Below are 20547 nucleotides of genomic sequence, written 5' to 3'. Positions count from 1 at the left end.
ACCGGGCGAGCCTCCCGTCAGGGCGCTTTGTCCCTGCACCGGAGAAAGTTGCCGCCTCCTCTGACGAAAGGCTTCCTGACCAAAGAAAAAGCCATTACCTTCCTGGTCTGTACCGGACAACCACCAAGGCCGGGCGCTCAGCCTCCTCCTGCTGAACGCCCGTGTTCCCGGCGCGACGGCGCGCGCCTGTGCTCACCCCCCTCACCCCGTTGTCACACGGAGGATGCGCGTGCACAGGAGACTCTCCCGACCCCTCGCGGCGTTCGCCTGCACCCTGCTCGCCGCCGCGGGCGCACTCACTGCTCAGCAGAGACCGGCCGCGGCGGCACCCACGGCTGCCGATGTGTTCCAGCAGGTCACCCTCGCCAAAGGGGTGGCCGAAACCGGCGAGCCGATGACGCTCGCCGTGCTGCCCGACCGATCCGTCCTGCACACCTCACGGGACGGCACCCTGCGCCTGACGGACGCCGCCGGCACCACCAAGGTGTCCGGAAAGCTGGACGTGTACGCGCACGACGAGGAAGGACTCCAAGGCGTCGCGGCGGACCCCGGGTTCACCGCCAACCGCTTCGTCTACCTCTACTACGCCCCGAAGCTCACCACCCCGGCGGGCGACGCCCCCGCGAGCGGCTCGGCGGCCGACTTCGCACCCTTCGACGGGGTCAACCGGCTGTCGCGGTTCGTGCTCAGGGCGGACGGCACCCTGGACACCGCCTCCGAGAAGAAGGTCCTCGACGTGCCCGCCAGCCGCGGGTTGTGCTGTCACGTCGGCGGTGACATCGACTTCGACGCCCAGGGCAACCTGTACCTCTCCACCGGCGACGACACCAACCCGTTCGCCTCGGACGGCTACAGCCCGCTCGACGAGCGGGCCACCCGCAACCCCGCCTACGACGCCCAGCGTTCCTCCGGCAACACCAACGACCTGCGCGGCAAGGTGCTGCGCATCAAGGTGAACGCGGACGGCGGATACTCCATCCCCGCGGGCAACCTCTTCGCCCCCGGCACCGCCAAGACCCGCCCCGAGATCTACGCCATGGGCTTCCGCAACCCGTTCCGGATGAGCGTCGACAAACCCACCGGCACGGTCTACCTCGGTGACTACGGCCCCGACGCGGGCACCGCGAACCCCGGGCGCGGCCCGGCGGGACAGGTGGAGTTCAACCGGATCACCAAGGCCGGCAACTACGGCTGGCCGTACTGCACGGGCAACAACAGCCCGTACGTCGACTACGACTTCGCCACCTCGACGTCCGGCGCCGCATTCTCCTGCGCCGCCCCGAAGAACACCTCGCCGCGCAACACCGGGCTGACCGACCTCCCCCCGGCGCAGCCCGCCTGGATCCCCTACGACGGCGGCTCGGTCCCCGAGTTCGGCTCCGGCTCGGAGTCGCCCATGGCCGGACCGGTCTACCGCTACGACGCCGCTTCCCCCTCCGCGGTCAAGTTCCCGCAGAGCTTCGACGGCGACTTCTTCGCCGGTGAGTTCGGCCGCCGGTGGATCAAACGCATCGAGCAGGGCGCCGACGGGACCCTGCAGTCGATCAACGCCTTCCCCTGGCAGGGCACCCAGGTCATGGACATGGCCTTCGGCCCGGACGGCGCGCTGTACGTCCTGGACTACGGCACCGGTTACTTCAACGGCGACGCCAACAGCGCCCTCTACCGCATCGAGAGCGTCAGCGGCGGACGCGCCCCGCTCGCCAAGGCGGCCGCCAACCGCACCTCCGGTATCGCTCCGCTCGCCGTCCAGTTCTCCTCCGCGGGCAGCTCCGACCCCGACGGCGATCCGCTGAGCCACTCCTGGAAGTTCGGCGACGGCGCCACCTCGACCGCCGCGAACCCCTCCCACACGTACACCGCCAACGGCCGCTACACCGCCGAACTGACCGTCTCCGACGGCACCGGCAACACCGCCACCGCCTCCGTGACCGTCACCGTCGGCAACACCGCGCCCACCGTCACCCTGGATCTGCCCTTGGACGGATCCGTCATCGACCCGGGCGCCGCCGTGCCCTTCAAGGTGACCGTCACCGATCCCGAGGACGGCACGATCGACTGCTCCAAGGTCAAGGTCACCTTCATCGTCGGCCACGACAGCCACGGCCATCCGCAGACCTCCGCCACCGGGTGCTCCGGTACCGTGCAGACGCTGGCCGACGGCGAGCACGACCCCAACGCGAACATCTTCGGCGTCTGGGACGCCGAGTACACCGACAAGGGAGCGAACGGCCAGAGCGCCCTGACCACCCACGACCAGAACATCAGCCAGGGCAGCAAACGCCAGGCCGAGCACTTCGGCACCTCCGTCGGCGTGCAGATCGTCGACAAGGCGACCGCACACGGCGGCAAGACCGTCGGTCACATCGACAACGGCGACTGGATCGCCTTCACGCCGTACCAGCTGTCGAACGTCACCCGGCTGACCGCCCGCGTCTCCTCCGGCACCTCGGGAGGCACGCTGGAGGTACGGGCAGGCTCGCCCACCGGCACCCTGCTCGGCTCGACGGCCGTCCCCGCCACCGGAAGCTGGGACACCTTCAGGGACGTGTCCGCCGACCTCACCGGCCGCCCGGCCGCCACCACCACCCTCCACCTCGTCTTCAAGGGCGGCGCCGGATCCCTCTTCGACGTCGACGACTTCACCCTCACCACCACCGCGACCCCCGCACCGGGCGGCGAGCTCAAGGGCATCGGCGGCAAGTGTGCCGATGTGGCGAACGGTGCGAGTGCGGACGGTACGCAGATCCAGCTGTGGACGTGCAACCAGTCGGCCGCGCAGAAGTGGACCGCCACGGACGACACCCTGCGTGCGCTCGGCAAGTGCATGGACATCAGCGGCGGCGGTTCGGCGGACGGGACGAAGGTCCAGTTGTACGGGTGCAACGGAACCGGTGCCCAGAAGTGGGTGCCGCAGGCCGACGGAACGCTCAAGAACCCGCAGTCGGGCAAGTGCCTGGACGCGGCCGGGGTGTCCTCGGCCGACGGCACCAAGCTCCATCTGTGGACCTGTCACACCGGCGCCAACCAGAAATGGACCCTGACGTGAGCCGACGACTGAGACGCGTCGCCTGCTGGGCCCTCTGCGGCCTGCTCGGCACCGTCGCCCTGCCCACCGCCCTCTCCACGGCGGCCCAGCCCGCCCCCACACCACCCGCCCGCGCGGCGGCGGCCGACCCGGCGTACGACGTACTGGTCTTCTCCCGGACCACCGGCTTCCGCCACTCCTCCATCGACGAAGGCATCACCGCCCTGCGCGAACTGGGGGCCGCCAACAACTTCACCGTCACGGCCACCGAGGACCCCGCCGCCTTCACCCCCGCCCACCTGGCCGGCTTCGAGAGCGTCGTCTTCCTCTCCACCACGGGCGACGTCCTCAACCCCACCCAGCAGACCGCCTTCGAGGGCTACATCGCGGCGGGCGGCGGCTACGTCGGCATCCACGCGGCGGCCGACACGGAGTACGACTGGACCTGGTACGCGGGCCTGGCCGGAGCCCTGTTCCAGTCGCACCCGCACATCCAGCCGGCCACCGTCAAGGTCGAGGACCGCGCCCACGACGCCACCGCCCACCTCGGCCCCACCTGGCAGCGCACCGACGAGTGGTACGACTACCGCAGCAACCCGCGCACCGGCGCACATGTCCTGGCCTCGCTCGACGAGTCCAGCTACAGCGGCGGCGGCATGGGCGGCGACCACCCGATCGCCTGGTGCAAGGACTACCAGGGCGGGCGCGCCTTCTACACCGGCGGCGGCCACACCGAGGCCTCCTACGCAGACCCGGCCTTCCGCCGTCATCTGCTCGGCGGGATCCGCTGGACCGCGGAGATGACGGAGGCCGACTGCCGCGCCGAGACCGGATACACCACGCTCTTCGGCTCGGCGGGCACCACCGGCTGGAAACAGGCAGGCCCCGGCTCCTTCGCGCACGCCGACGCGACCCTCAGCTCCCGGGGCGGCCTGGGAATGCTGTGGTACCAGGCCAAGGAGTACAAGTCCTACTCCCTCAAGCTCGACTGGCGTCAGGCCGGTGACGACAACTCCGGGATCTTCGTGGGCTTCCCCGCCTCCGACGACCCCTGGTCGGCCGTCACATACGGCTACGAGATCCAGATCGACTCCACGGACGCCGCCGACCGCACGACCGGTGCCGTCTACGGGTACAAGTCCGCCGACGTCGCGGTCCGCGACGCTGCCCTGAACCCGCCGGGGGAGTGGAACACGTACGAGATCCGCGTCGAAGGAGAGCGCCTCCAACTGTTCCTCAACGGCCGCAGGATCAACGACTTCACCAACACCGACCCCGCCCGCAGCCTCCAGCAGGGCCACATCGGCCTGCAGAACCACGGCGAAGGCGACGACGTGTCCTTCCGCAACATCCGCATCAAGGAACTCGGCGCTCCCACCGGCCCCCGTGAGGGCGAACTCAAGGGCATCGGCGGCAAGTGCGCCGATGTGGCGAACGGGGCGAGTGCGGACGGTACGCAGATCCAGCTGTGGACGTGCAATCAGTCGGCCGCGCAGAAGTGGGCGCGGGGCACGGACGACACCCTGCGTGCGCTCGGCAAGTGCATGGACATCAGCGGCGGCGGTTCGGCGGACGGGACGAAGGTCCAGTTGTACGGGTGCAACGGAACCGGTGCCCAGAAGTGGGTGCCGCAGGCCGACGGAACGCTCAAGAACCCGCAGTCGGGCAAGTGCCTGGACGCGGCCGGGGTGTCCTCGGCCGACGGCACCAAGCTCCATCTGTGGACCTGTCACACCGGCGCCAACCAGAAATGGGCCCTCCCCGGCTGAGCGGCCCGCCCGACTCCGTCGTCACCGTGGAGGACGGTGACGACGGGACCGGCCGCACCACCGGGCCGGTGACGGCGGTGGGACGCGACGCCGAAGCGTCCCGCCGCCGTACCTCGTCCCGCCGCCCGCCGCTGTCGGTCAGCGCCGGTGCAGGGTCTGCAGTGCCTCGATGAGGACCTTCGGCTCGTGCTGCCCCTTGTGGACGGGCGGGGGCTGCCTGTCCAGCCCGAGCAGCTGGGCGACCGCGGTCCAGGCGGTGCGCACGGAGTACTCGACGGTGAAGACCACGTCGTCGGGCACCTCCGCGTACTGGCCGATGAACGCCAGGTTCGTGGAGCCCGCGGGGACGACCTCGGGGCGGTCGCCTGCCTTGCGGACCAGGAACTGGCTGGTGATGTAGGGCATCATCGCGGGGATCACCAGGGAGCCGTCCAGGATCCGCTCCCGCTCGGCGAACGGCAGGTGCCGCAGCACCTCGTCGAGGATCTCCCGGCCGGTGCACGCGGACATGGGCTTGTCCACGAAGTCGCCCCGCTTGTCGGGGAACAGGGCGTAACCCCACCACACGAACGTGTCCTCGGGCTGGTCCCGGAAGTGCGGCTGGTGGTTGAGCACGATGGTCAGCAGCCAGCTGGAATCCTTGAAGGTGATCAGGCCGCCCTTGCCTGCCTCGCTTCCGCTGAACTCCTCCATCAGCTTGAAGAAGAGCGGGTCCTTGGTGGTGACGGTGAACGACTCCCAGGTGGAGTCCTTGACGTGGGAGTCGAACACCTTGGGGTCGCCCAGTCCGGAGCGCTTCGCGGCGAGGGTCTCCCACAGCTGCCAGGCTCCGCTGGAGGAAGCGGTGTCCAGCGCGGGGACGGTATCGGTGGAGCCCAGGGTGGAGTTCGCCGTCATCGAGCCGTTCGTCACCATCACCAGGTCGTCCGGGCCGAGTGCCGTCCGGCCGGACTCCCCGGTGCGCTCCCAGTCGAGCGCCTCGACGGTCAGCGCGTCACCTCCGGCGAGGTGCAGGTCGGTGACACGGGTGCCGAGCTGAACGGTGACACCCTGAGCCGTGAGCCACGCCAGAAGGGGCCGCACGATCGAGTCGAACTGATTGAACCGGGTGCGGTAGATCCCGGACATGGTGTCGAAGGTCTTGAACAGATGGACGAAGCGGTTGAGGTAGCGGCGGAACTCGATCGCGCTGTGCCAGGGCTCGAACGCGAAGGTGGTGCACCACATCGCCCAGAAGTTGGTGGAGAAGAAGTCCTCGTGGAACAGGTCCGAGATGCGCTTGCCGTCCAGCAGCCTCTCCGGCGTGGCCACGCACTTCACGAGTTCGAGACGGTCCCGCTCGGAGAACGTCATCGAGTGCGCGTCGATGAGGTCCCCGTGGGCGTCGACGAGGCGGGCGTGGTCGTCCCAGGCGAAGTCGTCGTGGAACGCGAACGTGTCCTCGGTGACCGACTTCTCCGGGTCGTCCAGTGAGGGAATGGAGGACAGCAGGTCGTAGGTGCAGTCGAAGTGGATCTCGAACATCCGCCCGCCGCGCATGGTGTAGCCGGATTCGGGCGTACCCGCCGCGTCCAGGCTCCCGCCCTCGCGGTCCTGCTCCTCCAGGATCACGATGTCGTTCCCCGAGAACCCGCCCTCGCGGATCAGGAACGCCGCTGCCGCGAGCGACGCGACCCCACTGCCCACCAGATATGCCTTTGCCACAGCCGTCCCTCGCTGATCCGTGTACACCGCCTCGCCGGCGCCGCGGGTGTGCGGCCGCGCCGGGCGGAATGTCCTCGATGGGTTCCCCGATGTGTTCGGCGCGACACGGGAGCAGGGCGCGGACCCCCGTTCGGCGGAGGGGAGACGCGGGGGCCGTCGGTATCCCCGTACGGGGTCACCTGGCCAGTACGAAGGTGACTCCCGCGGCGCATGCGCCGAGGACGGTGCCCACGACGACCTGCGCCGGTGTGTGGTCCTTGAGGCGGATGCGGGACCAGCCGACGAGGGCGACGAGCGGGAAGGCGGCGAGGGCCCACGGGCCGTAGGCCAGGGCGAGCATCGTGACGGCGCCCGACGAGACCGCGGTGTGCACCGATACCTTCCAGACGGTGGTGAGGGCCAGGATCGCCACGAGGGTGGCGAGCATCGCGATGACCAGGGCGGTCATCTCACGTGGGGCGTCGAACACGAACATGAAGGTGACGCCGAGGGCCACGGAAGCCATGATGCCGGGTATCACCAGAAGGCGGTCCTGGCGGCGCCGGACGTGGCGGTCTCCCCAGTAGCCGCGCCGTTGGCCCCACTTGATCCAGAGGATGGGTACGACACCGGTGAACAGCGCGGCGAACAGGCCCCAGGCGACTCCGGCGGCGCGATCCGCGTGCCAGCCCACGAGGAGGGTGACGGCGATGATCCAGTTCTTCGGTTCGAGGCCGTCGGTGACCAGCTGAGCCGTGCGGTGCGGTGCCGGGACGGCCTGGGGCAGGATGCCGGTCATGTGTGCTCCATGTGGTGTGTGCGGCGGGAGTCGTGAGCGGTGCGCGGCGGACGGCGGCGACGGGGCGGCACCCCGGGCCCGCTCCTGATCAAGGAGCACGTGTGCTTCCGCACCCTGCTGATTGAATGATCCCTGGTCGACGTCGAACGGTTGACCGCGAAGAGAGCAGGGGAGCGCGCAGTGCGAGTGGTCATCGCCGAGGACTCGGTCATTCTCCGAGAGGGCATGGTGGAGTTGCTGACCGCCCGCGGCTGCGAGGTCCTCGCCACCGCCGGAGACGCGGACGGACTGCTCGCAGCGGTGGCCGAGCACCTCCCCGATGTCGCCGTGGTCGACATCCGGATGCCCCCCACACATACCGACGAGGGAATCCGGGCCGCCGTCCAACTCCGCGCGGACCACCCGCACATGGGAATCCTGGTCTTCTCCCAGCACGCCGAGCCGACCTGGGCGGCCCGGCTGCTCGCGGGAGAGGCGGCGGGCGTCGGCTACCTGCTCAAGGAGCGCGTCTCCGCCACCGCCGACTTCATCGACGCGCTGCGCCGCGTGGCGGCCGGCGGGGTCGCCCTCGACCCGCTGATCGTCAGCCGCATGCTGAACAACGGCACCCGCCCCCTCGACCGGCTGACCGCCAGGGAACGGGACGTCGTGGACCTGATGGCGCAGGGCCACTCGAACCGGTCCATCGCCGGGCAGCTCGTCATCTCCGAGCGCGCCGTGGAGAAACACGTGGCCTCGGTGTTCGCGAAGTTCGACCTGCCGCCGACCGACGCGGACAACCGGCGGGTCAAGGCCGTGGTCGCCTACCTGCAGGCGGTCGGCTCCTAGCTTCCTTCCGGGGGCCTGATCCCCGCCCGGGGCAGGCGGGGGGCGGATATCCGAACCCCCAAGTCGGGCGGTACCACCGTGGTCCGCGACGGCCGTGCGGCCAAGAATCGAGTCATGTCACTGAGCACCGAAATCCCCACCCGCGCCCCGGCCCCACCCGGTCTGGGGCTGCGCGCCGTGAACCTGCACCGCTCGTACGGCCGTGGCCGCGACGCCGTGCACGCGCTGCGCGGCGTCGACGTCACCTTCGCTCCGGGCACCTTCACCGCGGTGATGGGCCCGTCAGGGTCGGGCAAGTCCACCCTGCTCCAGTGCGTCGCCGGCATGGACCGGCAGACCTCCGGCACGGTCCACTGGGGGCCCACCGAGATCACCGTGCTCCCCGAGCGGCGCCTCGCGCAGCTCCGGCGCGCCGAGGCGGGCTTCATCTTCCAGTCGTACAACCTCATGCCCGCCATGACGGTCGAGCAGAACGTCGCACTCCCCACCCGGCTCGCGGGCGCACGGATCGACCGGGCCGCGGTCGCCGACGCCCTGGCGCAGGTGGGTCTCGCGGACCGGCGCAAGGAGCGGCCGGGGCGGCTCTCCGGCGGGCAGCAGCAACGCGTGGCGGTGGCAAGGGCGCTGTACACCCGGCCGCGCGTGCTGTTCGCCGACGAGCCGACCGGTGCGCTCGACCGCTCCACCGGCACGGAGGTGCTGCGGCTGCTGCGTACGGGCGTCGAGCACGAGGGACGTACCTGTGTGATGGTGACGCACGATCCCCTCGCCGCGAGCTTCGCGGACCGGGTGGTCTTCCTCGCCGACGGCGTGGTGGTGGACGATCTGGTACGTCCCTCCGCCGCGCGGATCGCCGAGAAGCTGAGCGGGCGGGCATGCTGAGGCCCGGGATGACGGGCTTCGCGCTGTCGGGCCTGCGCGCCAGGCCCGCAGCCTTCGCGGGGCTGGCCGTGGCGCTGCTGCTGGCCGTCTCCGTGATCACCCTCTTCGGGACGCTCATCGCCACCGCGATCGGCGGGGACGGCGGCGAACGGCTGGGGATGATCGGTGGGGCGTTCGGTGAGATCGCGATGCTGATGGCGTTGTTCGTGGTGGCCAACACGCTGTCCTTCGCGGTCCGGCAGCAGGGCCGCGAGATGGCGCTGCTGCGGACGAGCGGGGCGACCCCCGCGCAGGTCAAACGGCTGATCCGTGGTCAGGTCCTGCTGGTGACCCTGTGCGCCTCCCCTCCGGCGTGGCTGCTCGGGGACCGCGGTGCGCGGTGGTTCCTGACCGAACTGGTCGCACGGGACATCGTCCCGGCCGGTGCGGCCGTGTCGTGGACGCCGTGGCCCCTGCTGGCGGGTACGGCGGTGACGCTGCTGGTCGGGGCCGGCGCAACCAGGATCGCCGCCCGCCGGACGGTCGGCGGCAGGCCGTCGGCGGCGATGGCGCAGACGGCCGAGGAGGGCCGGGCCGGTTGGCTGCGGTGCCTGGCGGGCCTGCTCGTTCTCGGCGGCGCCGTGCCCGTGGTGATCGCCACCGCGGGTCAACCGGTCGACAAGTCGGCCCAGTTGGCCCTGCTGGGATCACTGCTCCTCATGATCGCGGTCGGACTGCTCGGCCCGGTCCTGGCACGGCTCGCCGTGGGCCTGCTCGGGCTGCCGTTCCGGCTCGCGGGAGCCCGGCACCGGGGCGACGGCGGGGGCGCTCTCGCCGCCGACAACCTGCGCGGCAACGCCCACCGGCTGTCCTCCGCACTGGTCCCGATCGCCCTGCTGGTCGGCCTCTCGACCACCTTCGCCGCGGTCACCGGAACCCTTGAGCAGGTGGCCCCGCCCGGCGCGTACGCCGAGAGCGACGTCTGGCTGCGCGGGGTGGAACTCGCCATGCTGGCCGGGTTCGGCGCGGTCGCCACCGTGAACACCCTCGCCTCACTGACCGCGGCGAGGCGGCGCGAGTACGCCCTGCTCACCCTCACGGGCGCGACCCGCCGACAACTGATGCGGATGCTCGGCACGGAGGCGGCACTGACCGCCATGGCAGGAGTACTGCTCGGACTGCTGGTCGCGGCCCCCACGAGCACGGCCTTCGCCTTGGCCGCCACGGGCAGCGCCCTCCCGACGATCCCGCTCCAGTCGTGCGGGCCCCTGGTGCTCGGGGCGGTGGCACTGACCGTACTGACGATCCTCCTCACCGGCATCCGGGCCACCGCGGAACCGGCCGTCAACGCGGCGGCGAGCGCGTGAGGGCTGAGCGCGGGGCGGGCCGTGGGGCCGAGCGCGGGGCGGACCGTACGGCTGAGCGCGGGGCGGACCGTGCGGCCGAGTGTCCGGCGGACCGGCGGACCGGGCATCCGGCAGACCAAGGGTCCGGCCGCGCGTCCCGGCCTGCGGCCGATCGCGGGGCGGACCGAGTGGCTGCCCGCGCTGCCGACCGCGCGCCCAGCCGTCCGGCCCACGGGCGTCGCACGACGCCGCCCAGAGCCTTTGCCTTCGCCGCCACCGCCCTGCCGCTCTCCCTGCTGGGCACCGCGTATGTCCTGGTCATCGTCTACATCGGCGGCCTGCTGTCCCTGACCCTCATCGGACTGCCGCTGCTCGCTGTCGGCCTGCGCGGCGCCCGCCACCTCGGCCGGGCCCATGCCCGGCTGGTCCGCGCACTGCTCGGCGAGGAGATCGAGACGCCGGCACCCCCGCCCGCCGCCACCGGCATGCTTGCCCGGGTCCGCGGCAGCCTGTCCGACGTCACCGCCTGGCGCAGCATGCTCTATCTGCTGCTCAGGCTCCCCGTCGATCTGCTGGCCTTCGTGATCACGCTCGGCCTGCCGCTTTTCGGCGTGTGGTCCGGCGTCTGGGCGTTGGCGACGGGCCAGCGGTGGTGGCTGTCGGCCGCCGCCGTCCTGGCCGGGTCCGCCACCCTCGCGCTCGCCCCGAAGGCCGCCCGCGCGATGGCGCATCTGCACCGGTGGCTGGCCCGTACGCTGCTCGGCCCCAGCACCTCCCAACTCCGCGTGACGACCCTCGAACGGGCGCGCAGCACCGTCCTCGCGGACGGCGACCGGGACCTGCGCCAGGTCGAACGCGACCTGCACGACGGCACTCAGGCCCAACTCGTCGCCCTCGCCATGACGCTCTCGCTCACCGCCGACGCGCTGGAAGGCGACCGCACGGACGACGGTGCGCCCTTCGGCCGCCCCCGCGCCCTCGTCGCCCGCGCCCGTACCCAGACCGACGCCGCCCTCGCCGAACTGCGCCGCCTCATCGACGGGATCAGCCCCGCCGCGCTCGATCGGGGACTCGTCGACGCGCTGCCGCAGCTGACCGCGCAGGCCGGTGTCCCGGTGACGCTGACGGTGGATCTGCCGCAGCGCCCCGACCCGGTGATCGAGCGAGTGGCGTACTTCTGTGTCGCCGAGCTGCTCACCAACGTCGCCAAGCACAGCGGGGCGACCCGGGCGTCGGTGGACGCCCGCCTCACCGGGAGCAAGCTGCGGATCAGCGTCCACGACAACGGCATGGGAGGTGCCCGCATCGGCACCGGCAGTGGCCTGCTGGGCCTGCGGGAACGGCTGAGCGCGGTCGACGGCAGTCTCGGCCTCGACAGCCCGCCGTCCGGCCCGACCACCGTCACCCTTGAGATGCCCGTCCGGATCTGACGCCCTCTGGCGGCGGCCGGCCCCCCACCCGCTCCGGGGGCCTGCACCAGTGCGTGCGGCGACCGAAGAGGAGAGGGTCGGCTCATCAGCCCGAGCCGTCCTCGAGGAGAGCCTCATGCCCACCCACAGACGCCTTACCACCGCAGTGGCCTGCGCCGTCATGCTCGTCGGATCCTTGGCCGGGGCCACGGGTGCGAGCGCCGCACCGGCCCCGGCTCCCGTCGCGCACCCCCAGCACCAGAACGGCCGCGGCGACCTGCTCCACGCCGAGCGTCTCTACACCCTCGAGACCCGCCGAGCCGTCGCCGCCGAGCTGAAGAAGGCGGGGTTCGACGCCTCGCAGGCGCGGCACGGGGTGGTCGCGTACCGCCTCACGTACCGGACGGTCGACCCGCAGGGGCGTCCCACCACGGCCAGCGGTCTGCTCGTTCTGCCGCTCGGGCGCGAAGGACGCCTGCGTGCCGTGTCCTTCGCGCACGGCACCGGCAGCCATCGCAGCGACGCGCCCTCGATGCAGCGCGGCACCTTCCTGACCGGGCCGCCCGTCACCTACGCCTCGGCCGGCTTCGCCGCCGTGGCACCCGACTATCTCGGCATGGGCACGGGGCCGGGCCCGCACCCCTGGATGCACGTCCCGTCCGAGGCGTCCGCCTCCCTGGACCTGCTCCGAGCGGCCCGCGCGTTCCACCCGCTCGACCGGAAGGTCCTGGTCACCGGCTTCTCACAGGGAGCCTCCGCCGCCCTCGGGCTCGGCCGGGCCCTGCAGGCGGGCGAGGACCGCTACTTCGGGCTCGGCGCGCTCGCGCCCATCAGCGGGGCGTACGACTTCGGGGGAGCGGAGCTCCCGGCGCTGCTCGCGGGGGAGCTGGACCCGAAGTCGAGCGTGATCTACGCGGCGTACACGCTGGTCGCCTTCAACCGTGTGCACCGGGTGTACGACCACCCGGGCGAGGTCTTCCGGGTCCCCGCCGTCGAAGCGCTCTTCGACGGAGAGCACACCGGACGCCAGCTCTTCGAAGGCACACCGGACACGCTGGACGACCTGCTCACCCCGTACGGCCTGGACCTGTTGACGCGCCCTCGGGGCGGCCTCGCGGACGCCCTGCGGGAGACGGACAGCGTGTGCCGCGACTGGACGCCCCGGGTGCCGGTCCGGCTGTACATGGCGGGTGGTGACGAGCAGGCGACCACCGTCAACACGGCCAACTGCGCAGCGTCCTTGCGGGGCAGGGGAGTTGAGGCGGAGGTCGTGGACCTGGGGGCGGTGGACCACCAGAAATCGCGGCACCTGGGGTCGAATGTGCGCGGGACGGCCGAAGTGCTGCGATGGTTCCGGCAGTTGGCGCGGGATTGACGCTGCCGGTGGCCGGGGAATTCCGTGGCACGACGCCATGGCCGCGGGCCCCGTTCCTCGCCCTGCCTCATTCGGCCCGTCGGGCACCGGGCAGGATGGTGCCCATGGCTGATCACGAACTGCCCTCCACCGTGGACACAGCGGCCTTGCTCGCCCTGGCCCGGGGCCACCACGAACGCATCGTCGAGCCTCTTGGGACCCGCGAGGCGGGTGGCCACCTGGTCAAGGCGTACTTCCTGTTGGCACCGGGCCGTTCCCTGGCGGAACGGGATCTGACCGCTGCCCTGCGGATTGCCGCGGCGCACCTGGAACTCGGGCGCACCCGCGGGTCGCTCGGCCTCGCCGTCCTGATCTTCCACGCGGGCGGCGACGGCGACTACGTACTGGTCCACACCTGGATCGAGGGACACATGTCGGACCTGGCCGTCTTCACCGGACCGGCCGGGCAACCCGAGCAGATCCGCCCCGGCCGCACCGGCCTCGCACCCTGCGTCTGGGAAGCGGCCGTCCTCGCCCACGAACGTGAGGCGTTCTCCCGGCACGTCCTGGACGGCGACGGCGCGATCCCCGGCCGGCTGAAGGCATGGAGCGACGACACTCTGCAAGGCGCCACTCGATGACCCGGGCTCCCGCCGTACGGCACGCACGCCCCGACGACGTGTCCCGGATCGCTGAACTCGCGGCGGAGCACGCCGTCTACGAACGTGCCGCGCCACCCGCCCCCGACCTCGCACAGCGGCTCACGGCGCTGCTCTTCGACACCCCGGCGCCGCGGCTCCGGTGCCTGGTGGCGGAGCAGCCGGGCGGGCACATCGTCGGCTACGCCACCTGCGTGCCGGAACTCTCCACCTGGCAGGGCCGCGAGTACCTCCACATGGACTGTCTCTTCCTGACACCCGACAGCCGGGGCGCGGGACTCGGCGCGCACCTCATGGACGCGGTGAAGGCCGAAGCCCGTGCCCTCGGCCTCACCGAGATCCAGTGGCAGACCCCTGCCTGGAACCAGGGAGCGGCCCGCTTCTACGACAGGCTCGGCGCACACTCCCACGAGAAGCTCCGCTACAGCCTGCCCGCAGCGGGCTGACGGAGACCGCGCTGCCCGGTCGTGCGAGTGCCCACTCCCCGGGGCTCCTACGGCTTGAGCAGGGTCTTGACCATGCCGTCCTCCTTGGCCTGGAACGTCTCGTACGCCTTCGGCCCCTCCTCCAGTGGCAGGCTGTGCGTGGCGAAGCCCTCGACGCCGAGGGGGTCCTCGTCGGTCAGCAGCGGCAGGAGGGTGTCGGTCCAGCGGCGGACGTTGGCCTGGCCCATGCGGAGCTGGATCTGCTTGTCGAACATGGTCAGCAGCGGCAGCGGGTCCGCGGCGCCTCCGTACACACCGGAGAGGGAGATCGTGCCGCCGCGGCGGACGATGTCGATGGCCGCGTACAGGGCGCTGAGCCGGTCCAGGCCGGCGTTCTCCATCAGCTTCTCGGCGAGCGCGTCCGGCAGCAGGCCCGCCGCCCACTGCGCCGCCTTCGCCACCGGGGCGCCGTGCGCCTCCATGCCGACCGCGTCGATGACGGCATCGGGGCCGCGGCCGTCCGTGAGGTCGCGGATCGCGTCGCCGATCCGCTTGCCGTGGGCGCGCAGGTCGATCGCCTTGACGCCGCGGCTGTGGGCGCGGGAGAGCCGGTCGGGTACCAGGTCCACCCCGATGACCAGGCTCGCGCCCCGGTGCTGGGCGATCCGGGCCGCCATGTCCCCGATCGGGCCCAGGCCGAGCACCGCGACGGTCCCCCCGGGCGGGACGTCCGCGTACTCGACGGCCTGCCATGCCGTGGGCAGTACGTCCGAGAGATAGACGAAACGCTCGTCCGACGGGCCGTGCGGCACCTTGACGGGAAGGGTGTTGCCAAACGGCACGCGCATGAACTCCGCCTGCCCGCCAGGTACTTGACCGTAGAGCTTGGTATAGCCGAACAGGGAGGCGCCCATGCCCCGCTCCCGCACCTGCGTGGTCTCGCACTGGGAGTGCAGACCCCGGTCGCACATGTAGCAGTGACCGCAGGACACGTTGAACGGGACGACCACACGGTCCCCCGGGACCAACGCCGTCACCCCGGAGCCGACCTCCTCGACGATGCCCATCGGTTCGTGACCGAGGATGTCACCGGGGTCGAGATAGGGGCCCATGACCTCGTACAGATGGAGGTCCGAGCCGCAGATTCCGGACGAGGTGATCCGTACGATCACGTCCGTCGGATCCTCGATCCGCGGATCGGGGACGGTCTCCACCCGTACGTCGCGCTTTCCCTGCCAGGTCAGTGCTCGCATCGAAGCCTCCTCGTTCTCCGGGCCGGGACACGGGTTTCCGCCCTGCCGTCCGATGCCCTGATCTCGGGTGATTCGACCCTGCTGGGCCTTCCGCCCGGTTTCCCATGTTCCTGCCCGTTACACATCTCCGCGCGCGGGCACGGGTGCGGGCCCCCGCCCCGGGCCGGGGCGGCTTGCGGGCGGGGGAGAACCCCCAGTGCCCTCGGCGACGTGCGGGGTTCCCGGGCCCGTGTGAATGTGGACGAGCGCTTCCACCGCTGATCACGGCGTGTGGTGAGAGCGGGGTCCACCCTTCTGGGCGGACCCCCTCGGCGGGCGTGCACCGGGTACGGGGCAGTGGCGGGGCCCGGTGCCAGACCGTGGGCCGGGGGGCCCGGCCCCGCCGACCGTCGCCGTACCGAAGGAGATCCCATGCCGTCCTCCGCGTCCGGTCCGCTTTCCTCCCTGAGCGGGCTCTCCGCCGTGGTCACCGGCGGCTCCCGGGGCCTGGGCCTGCTTCTCGCCGACGAACTCCTGCGCCGCGGCTCCACGGTGACGATCGCCGCCCGCGACGCGGAAGAACTGCAACGGGCCGCGGCACTCCTGCGCAACCGCCGTGCCGCCGCCCAGGTCCGCACCGAGGTGTGCGACGTACGGGACCGCGGGGCCGTCGCGGAGCTGTTCCGGCAGACCGGCATCGCGTGCGGCGGCGTCGATCTGGTCATCGCCAACGCCGGCATCATCCAGGTCGCCCCTGCGGAGGCGGTCGGGGCCGCCGGCTACGAGGACGCGATGGGCACGATCTTCCACGGCGCCCTGCACACGGCGCTGGAGGCGCTCCCGCACCTGCGCGAGAGCAGGGCGGGCGGCCGGCTGGCCCTCATCGGCTCGGTCGGCGGACTGGTCGCCGTCCCGCACCTGCTGCCGTACTCCTGCGCCAAGTCGGCGGTCGCGGCCCTCGCCGAAGGCCTGTACGCGGAGGCCGCGCGCGGCGGCGTGTCGGTGACCGCGGTCCACCCGGGGCTGATGCGCACCGGTTCCCATCTGCACGCCGTCTTCGGCGGGGACCGCGCGCGCGAGTTCGCCTGGTTCTCGGCGCTGGCGGGCACCCCGCTCGTGTCGATGGACGCCCGGCGCGCCGCGCGCCGCATCGTATCCGCCGTGGAGAAGCGCAAGGTGCGTCTGGTGCTCACGCCGATGGCCAAGGCGGCGGACAAGGCGCACGGTCTCGCGCCCGCGCTGACCGCCCGCCTGAGTCACGGTGCGGCACGCCTGCTGCCCGCGGCCGAGGGGGAGCCGGAGCTGCGCCCCGGCATCGACGTCGAGGCGGCGGCGCCGCACACCGTCGGTCAGCGGATCAGGGCCGTGGCCGGTGTCCTCAACGACCGCGCGGCCCGCGTCTACAACGAACGGCACCGCACCGCCGGGGAGCGGACCGGCCGCGCCTCCTCCTGAGCCCGCCCGAAGACCGGTGACGGCACGTCCCGGCAGGCCCCGGCACGCGGAGACAGGTGTGGCGCATTGGAGTGACGGGTCAGCGCCGTCCTGCTAGGAGGGCCTGCGGCGGGAAGGTTTTCCCTACGGCGCCCCCTCACGCAATCCGGAGCGGGGACCCGGCCCCGAAAGGACTCCCATGGCAGACCAGATGCCCGCCGCGCACCCCGCCCTGAGCGCCGAAAACCTCGAGGCGCTGACGCTGGACGAACGAGCGGACCTCTTCTCGCGTGCCCTGACCGACGAGGAGAGAGACGCTCTTGACGGAATGCTCCCCCGCGAACTCGTCCTGGAGAGCCGCGTCCTGTGGGTCGTGACGGAGATGAACGCCCATGGAGCCGTCGCCACCCCGGAGGAAATCCGGCTGGTGGCCGCGGAGCGGGTGGACCGACTGCCGGACGCGGGCCTGCCGTTGCGCAACGACGCACAGTGGAGGTCGGGCGAGGACAGCCACATGGAGATCGACCTCTGCCGGCTGATGGCCCAGCTGCCCGCCGGGCCGCTCGCCGACCTCCTGGCCGCGCTCCCCACCGATCAGCAGCGCCGGCTCCGGTCTGCACTCGCGACACGCCTCGCGGGCCACACGCCCCCGCCGGACGCTGCGACGGCCGCCGGGGGCGGCTCGTCGGCGGACGGTTTCCAGCACCGCTGGGAGCGCCTCGCCGACGGGACGGTCTGAGGACCGCCGGGGGTGCCTCGTCGGCGGACGGTTCCTAGTAGGGGCGGGCCCGCCCGGCGAAGGCCGGCGCCAGCTCGTCCTGTGCGGCGCGGGGGAAGGTGACCGTGCGCGGGTCGCCGTCGGAGACGTACCAGCTCTTCTGGGCGGAGAGCCGGTCCAGCCACTGTGAGGACCCGAGTGCGGCGTCCTCGTCCTTGGGGCCGGCCGACCGGATCCGCGGGATCGCGGCGGGCGCGAACTTCCTTGCGAACGGCGAGAGCGACGGGTTGGAGCCCACCAGGTAGACGCCGCTGTAGCGGTAGCCCGGGCCCCGTGCTGCCACCCCGGCCGGCTGGGGCATCGCGCCGAAGGGCAGGGCGAGCGAAGTGACGGCGGTTGCGGGTACGGCCTTCTCGATCGCCTGCTGTCCCGCGGTGATGGCCCGGGCGGCGCCCGCCTCGCCCAGGGAGCTGAGGTTCTGGTGCTGGTCGGTGTGGTTGCCGATCTCGTACCCGTTCTTCTTCAGCCAGCTCAGCGCCTTTGCGGTGCCGGTGGACGAGAAGGCGTCCGCGTTGACGAAGAACGTCGCCACGGGGGTGAACGCGGGGTGCTTGCGCGCCGTTTCCGCCAGGATCGCGACCGCCGTGTCGGGGGCGGGCGCACCGTCCGTACCGAGGCGCAGCTGGCTGTTGGTCGAGTCGTCGAAGGTGAGCACCACCGGGTGGGTCCCGGCCGGGGTGTTGATGCGCCCCTCCTGGAAGTCCCGGGCGGTCACCGGCACGTACTTCTCGCGGGCGAGGCGTTCGAGCTCGGCCCGGAAGTCGGCCGGGGTGCGGTCGTAGACGCTGGTGGGCTTCGCGGTGAGCTGGTGGTACATCAGGACGGGCACCTGACCCAGCTCGTTCACGCCGACTTTCGCCGGGTCCGCCGCGGCTGAGGCGCTCGCCGCCGCGGGGGAGGCGGCGGCCGGCCGGCCCGCGGTGGCCGGTGGTGTTCCCGGGGAGCAGCCGGTGGCGAGCAGGGCGGCGCCGGTCAGGGCGCAGAGGGGGAGCAGGGGGTGACGCATGCGGTGCCTCCAAGGCGAACGTGTCGCGCGATCCCTACCGGCCCCGGGATCGCCCGTACCGCACTGTCCCCCGGACGGCGCAGTCGCCACTCGGAGCGGAACGCACCCGTCCGGGTGACATCCACGCGGGTCAGGAGCGGTGACGCCGCGGAGCGGCAATCAGTGAAGGGAACACCCAGCCACTCCCCGAGGACACCAAGATGGCGACCTGCATACCCGACCCGAACCCCTCCCCCCGCCGCCGACGACGCCGCAACGGCAGACGCACCCTGCTGGCCACGGCCGGAGTACTCGCCGTCGCCGGGGCCGGCGTCGGAGCCTGGACCTTCCTCAGCCCCGGTACGGGGGTGGTGGGACTGGCCGACGGAGACGTGCTGGACAAGCACCGAGCGGCCCAGGTGAGTGCCTACCTGGACATCGAGGACGGTGCCAAGGACCTGCGCACCACCCTTGACGGCAACGCGGTGCCCACCACGGCCGAGGGCGGCCGGCTGAAGCTCGCGCTTCCCCGCCTCACCGAGGGGCCGCACACGCTGGTGGTGGAGGGAGGCGGCGGATTCCCGTTCGGCTCCTCCCGGGAAGTCGTCGACTTCACCGTGGACACCAGCGCTCCCGATCTGCTGATCGCGGATCCCGAGGTCGGGAAAGCCGACCAGCCGGTGACGCTCACCGGCAAGGCCGCCACGGACGCCAAGGTGACCGTCGACGGCAAGGAGGTTCCGGTCGACGGGGCCGGTACGTTCCGGACGACCGTGCCCAAGGGGACCCCCGTGGTGCAGGTGGCGGCCGTCGACCGCGCCGGTAACACCACGACCCGCACCGTGTCGGCCCAGGGCCGCCGCCCCATGGTCCGCGCCGCACACATCACCGCCATCGGCTGGGGCGACGACACCCTGCGCAAGGGCATCCTCGACCTGGTGCGCAGCGGCAAGCTCAACGCCGTGCAGCTGGACGTCAAGGACGAGGACGGCGAGGTCGGGTACGACTCGCAGGTGCCGCTGGCTCGGAAGATCGGCGCGGCGAAGGGCTACTACGACGCGCGCAAGGCGGTGGCCGAGATCCACGCGGCCGGCGCCCAGGTCATCGGCCGCATCGTCGCCTTCCGCGATCCCCTGCTCGCCACGGCCGCCTGGAAGTCCGGTCAGCGGGGCCAGGTCGTACAGACCTCCGCCGGGCAGCCCTACGGCGGCGGCAACTACGGTGCCCTCGCCTTCACCAACTTCGCCGACCCCACGGTCCGCAAGTACAACCGGGACCTGGCCGTGGAAGCGGCGGGACTCGGCTTCGACGACGTCCTGTACGACTACGTGCGCCGCCCCGACGGCCCGCTGTCGGGCATGCGCTTCCCCGGCATCGGGTCCGTCACCCCGGAGCAGTCCATCACCTCGTTCGTCGCCGAGACGCGGACCGCGATGCGCCCGCACGGCAAGTACCTGGGGGTTTCGGTCTTCGGCATAGCGGCCACCCGGCCCACCGAGATCGCCCAGGACATCCCGGCCCTGGCCGAGGTGAGCGACTACGTCGCGCCGATGGTCTACCCCTCCCACTGGGGGCCCGGGGAGTACGGAGTGGCCGCTCCCGACACCGCCCCGTACGCGATCGTGCAGCGCTCCCTCGCCGACTTCGCCCGCCAGACGAAGAACACCCGGAGCGTCGTCATTCCGTGGCTGCAGGACTTCTCCATGGGCAGTACGTACGGTCCTGCCGAGGTGGCCGAGCAGATCAAGGCCGCCGCGGCGAACAAGATGGATTCCTTCATCCTCTGGAACGCCGGGGCCAGGTACCAGGGCGCGGCGCTCCAGCCGATCTCGGCGCGCTGAGCCGCTGGGAGGGTCCGCGGGGGGGGGGCCCCGGGCCCCCCCCCCGGGCCCCCCCCCGCCCCCCCCCCCCCCCCTGCGGGGGAAAAACCCCCCCCCCCCGAACCCCCCGGAGAGAC

General features: G+C 71.9%; 16 protein-coding genes. 12 read left to right on the top strand and 4 right to left on the bottom strand.

The features are described 5' to 3' along the window. The first annotated feature begins 229 nt into the window (after positions 1-229). Both ACFWVV_RS21930 and ACFWVV_RS21925 read left to right on the top strand, forming a co-directional pair. Complete coding sequence (locus tag ACFWVV_RS21930) at positions 230-3049, top strand: PQQ-dependent sugar dehydrogenase (protein WP_384354128.1); 2820 nt, start codon at positions 230-232, stop codon at positions 3047-3049. After that, positions 3046-4797, top strand: coding sequence for a ThuA domain-containing protein (locus tag ACFWVV_RS21925; protein ID WP_384354127.1), 1752 nt, complete (start codon positions 3046-3048; stop codon positions 4795-4797). The genes ACFWVV_RS21930 and ACFWVV_RS21925 overlap by 4 nt, the downstream gene beginning before the upstream one ends. Positions 4798-4935: 138 nt before the next feature. On the opposite strand, the gene ACFWVV_RS21920 is transcribed toward ACFWVV_RS21925, so the two are convergent. Both ACFWVV_RS21920 and ACFWVV_RS21915 read right to left on the bottom strand, forming a co-directional pair. Continuing rightward, complete coding sequence (locus ACFWVV_RS21920) at positions 4936-6528, bottom strand: oleate hydratase (RefSeq protein WP_384354125.1); 1593 nt, start codon at positions 6526-6528, stop codon at positions 4936-4938. A gap of 148 nt (positions 6529-6676) precedes the next feature. Beyond that, positions 6677-7279: a phosphatase PAP2 family protein gene (locus ACFWVV_RS21915; protein ID WP_384354123.1), complete on the bottom strand. Its 603-nt coding sequence runs from the start codon at positions 7277-7279 to the stop codon at positions 6677-6679. A 186-nt stretch (positions 7280-7465) separates the two neighbouring features. On the opposite strand from ACFWVV_RS21915, the gene ACFWVV_RS21910 reads away from it, so the two are divergent. The 7 genes from ACFWVV_RS21910 to ACFWVV_RS21880 all read left to right on the top strand — a co-directional run bounded on the left by ACFWVV_RS21910 (position 7466) and on the right by ACFWVV_RS21880 (position 14182). Further along, positions 7466-8107: a response regulator gene (locus ACFWVV_RS21910; protein WP_384354132.1), complete on the top strand. Its 642-nt coding sequence runs from the start codon at positions 7466-7468 to the stop codon at positions 8105-8107. Between the two features lie 114 nt (positions 8108-8221). After that, positions 8222-8989, top strand: coding sequence for an ABC transporter ATP-binding protein (locus tag ACFWVV_RS21905; RefSeq protein ID WP_384354121.1), 768 nt, complete (start codon positions 8222-8224; stop codon positions 8987-8989). Then, entirely contained in the window at positions 8983-10335 is a 1353-nt protein-coding gene (locus tag ACFWVV_RS21900) for an FtsX-like permease family protein (protein ID WP_384354119.1), read from the top strand. Before ACFWVV_RS21905 ends, ACFWVV_RS21900 begins: the two co-directional genes overlap by 7 nt. 167 nt (positions 10336-10502) lie before the next feature. Further along, the gene (locus tag ACFWVV_RS21895) at positions 10503-11744 is read left to right on the top strand and encodes a sensor histidine kinase (protein ID WP_384354117.1); all 1242 of its coding nucleotides are present in this window, start codon (positions 10503-10505) and stop codon (positions 11742-11744) included. 115 nt (positions 11745-11859) lie between these two features. Beyond that, positions 11860-13098, top strand: coding sequence for a lipase (locus ACFWVV_RS21890; RefSeq protein ID WP_384354115.1), 1239 nt, complete (start codon positions 11860-11862; stop codon positions 13096-13098). Positions 13099-13202: 104 nt separating this feature from the next. After that, the gene (locus ACFWVV_RS21885; protein WP_384354113.1) at positions 13203-13718 is read left to right on the top strand and encodes a hypothetical protein; all 516 of its coding nucleotides are present in this window, start codon (positions 13203-13205) and stop codon (positions 13716-13718) included. After that, on the top strand, positions 13715-14182 hold the full coding sequence (locus tag ACFWVV_RS21880) for a GNAT family N-acetyltransferase (RefSeq protein WP_384354111.1): 468 nt from the start codon (positions 13715-13717) through the stop codon (positions 14180-14182). Before ACFWVV_RS21885 ends, ACFWVV_RS21880 begins: the two co-directional genes overlap by 4 nt. Before the next feature lie 47 nt (positions 14183-14229). On the opposite strand, the gene ACFWVV_RS21875 is transcribed toward ACFWVV_RS21880, so the two are convergent. Continuing rightward, positions 14230-15414 carry a zinc-dependent alcohol dehydrogenase gene (locus ACFWVV_RS21875; RefSeq protein ID WP_384354109.1) on the bottom strand — a complete coding sequence of 395 codons (1185 nt, stop codon included), beginning with the start codon at positions 15412-15414 and terminating at the stop codon, positions 14230-14232. A 411-nt stretch (positions 15415-15825) separates the two neighbouring features. Here ACFWVV_RS21875 and ACFWVV_RS21870 point away from each other — a divergent pair, with 411 nt between their 5' ends. Both ACFWVV_RS21870 and ACFWVV_RS21865 read left to right on the top strand, forming a co-directional pair. Further along, the gene (locus ACFWVV_RS21870) at positions 15826-16848 is read left to right on the top strand and encodes an SDR family NAD(P)-dependent oxidoreductase (RefSeq protein WP_384354107.1); all 1023 of its coding nucleotides are present in this window, start codon (positions 15826-15828) and stop codon (positions 16846-16848) included. 178 nt (positions 16849-17026) lie between these two features. After that, positions 17027-17566 carry a hypothetical protein gene (locus ACFWVV_RS21865; RefSeq protein WP_384354105.1) on the top strand — a complete coding sequence of 180 codons (540 nt, stop codon included), beginning with the start codon at positions 17027-17029 and terminating at the stop codon, positions 17564-17566. A 34-nt stretch (positions 17567-17600) separates the two neighbouring features. On the opposite strand, the gene ACFWVV_RS21860 is transcribed toward ACFWVV_RS21865, so the two are convergent. Continuing rightward, on the bottom strand, positions 17601-18611 hold the full coding sequence (locus tag ACFWVV_RS21860) for a polysaccharide deacetylase family protein (protein WP_384354103.1): 1011 nt from the start codon (positions 18609-18611) through the stop codon (positions 17601-17603). A 200-nt stretch (positions 18612-18811) separates the two neighbouring features. Here ACFWVV_RS21860 and ACFWVV_RS21855 point away from each other — a divergent pair, with 200 nt between their 5' ends. Next, positions 18812-20431, top strand: a complete 1620-nt coding sequence (locus ACFWVV_RS21855; protein ID WP_384354101.1) for a putative glycoside hydrolase — start codon at positions 18812-18814, stop codon at positions 20429-20431. Positions 20432-20547: the final 116 nt, after the last annotated feature.

The organism is Streptomyces sp. NPDC058663 (assembly GCF_042716745.1).
Lineage (GTDB): Bacteria > Actinomycetota > Actinomycetes > Streptomycetales > Streptomycetaceae > Streptomyces.
The sequence above is the reverse complement of the archived record's forward strand: the minus strand, read 5'-3'. Positions and strand labels throughout refer to the sequence as shown.